Annotated in this window: 1 protein-coding gene and 1 pseudogene; both read left to right on the top strand. The window is 75.8% G+C overall.

Going from position 1 to position 1,482, the window contains the following annotated elements:
* Positions 1-206, top strand: a pseudogene (locus ABZ885_RS41045) (hypothetical protein); the annotation flags it as partial.
* Position 207: 1 nt separating this feature from the next.
* Positions 208-1,248 carry a PadR family transcriptional regulator gene (locus ABZ885_RS41040; protein ID WP_360200295.1) on the top strand — a complete coding sequence of 347 codons (1,041 nt, stop codon included), beginning with the start codon at positions 208-210 and terminating at the stop codon, positions 1,246-1,248.
* The last annotated feature ends 234 nt before the right edge of the window (positions 1,249-1,482 follow it).

Raw genomic sequence — 1,482 nt, 5'->3', positions numbered from 1 at the left:
AGCTCAAGGTCGGCGGCAGCTGGGGAGCCAAGCGCCTCTCCGGCCAGCTCGGCGACGGCGTCGGCAACCTCTCGGTGACCACCGTCTCCGGCGCCGTCACGGTGCTGCACCGGCCCGACGCCGAGGACGACGGCCCGGTGCTCGTCAAGGAGCTGCCGGCCGGCCCGGACCTCGGCAAGGGCCCCGACTTCACCAAGGAGGCCTGACATGAGCCCCGTCTTCGGCCACGGCCGGCTCCGGCTCTACCTGCTGAAGCTGCTCGACGAGGCCCCGCGGCACGGGTACGAGGTGATCCGCCTCCTGGAGGAGCGGTTCCAGGGCCTGTACGCGCCCTCGGCCGGCACCGTCTACCCGCGGCTCGCCAAACTGGAGCAGGAGGGCCTGGTCGCGCACAGCACCGAGGGCGGCCGCAAGGTCTACCGGCTCACCGACGCCGGGCGCGCCGAGCTGGCGGCCCGCCAGGGCGAGCTGGACGAGCTGGAGCTGGAGATCCGCGACTCGGTCGTCCAGCTCGCCGGGGCGATCCGCGAGGACGTCCGGGACAGCGCCAAGGACCTGCGCGAGGAGCTGTGGGGTGCGGCGAAGCAGGCGCCCCGGCCGGAGCCCGCCGAGGGCGGCGGGGACCCGTGGGCCGGTCCGTGGGGGGACCGGGAGGCCTGGCAGCGCGCCAAGGACGAGTTCGCCCAGTTCAAGCGGCAGGCCAAGGAGCAGGCCAAGCGGGCCAAGGAGCAGGAGAAGGCGGCCAAGGCCAAGGCGAAGGCCGCCGAGGAGGAGGCCCGCCGGCTGCGCGAGCAGTCCAAGGCCGCCCGCACCGCCGCACAGCAGGAGGCGCTGCGGATCAAGCGCCGGGTCGAGCAGCAGGTGCGCGAGCACGCCGCCCGCGGGGACTGGCCGACCGGGCTGGCCGAGGGGCTCTCCGAACTGACCAGGGGCCTGTCCGGGCTGGCCGACGCGGCCCGCTGGGGGCACCCGGCGCCGGACCCGGCCGCGCCGGGCGAGCGGATCACCGTCACCCGGATCGACCTGGACAAGGACGAGCCGATGGGCACCGACCCGGCCGACCTGCCCGGGTGGACGGCCACCGACCCGGCCGGCGACCCGGCCCGGGAGCTGGAGCGGCTGCTCGACCGCTTCCGCGACCAGGTCCGCGACGCGGCCCGCGACGGCGGCGTGACGCCCGGCCGGCTGGCCGAGGCCCGCGCGGTGCTGGGCTCGGCGGGCGAACGGCTGCGGCACCTGCTGGGCTGACGCCTCCTGACGGCCCGGTGGGCCCGGCACTCCTCCGGGGGGAGAGTGCCGGGCCCCGGGCGTTCCGCTAGGTCCTGTCCGGTCGATCTTGTCGGATCAGCGCGCGGCGTTGGGCGCACGGCTGGGCGTACGACCGGATCGTCCTCGTACTGGACGTACTTGGGCGATTCGGGCGTGCGTCCAGGCGGGATGCCCGGCGTCGTGCGCCCGGCAAGATCGGCCGGACAGGGCCTA

It is taken from the genome of Kitasatospora sp. NPDC047058 (assembly GCF_040643935.1).
GTDB lineage: Bacteria > Actinomycetota > Actinomycetes > Streptomycetales > Streptomycetaceae > Kitasatospora.
The sequence above is the reverse complement of the archived record's forward strand: the minus strand, read 5'-3'. Positions and strand labels throughout refer to the sequence as shown.

Coding starts and splice junctions, on each gene's coding strand:
- ABZ885_RS41040 (WP_360200295.1), top strand. CDS start 208: ATGAGCCCCGTCTTCGGCCACGGCCGGCTCCGGCTCTACCTGCTGAAG.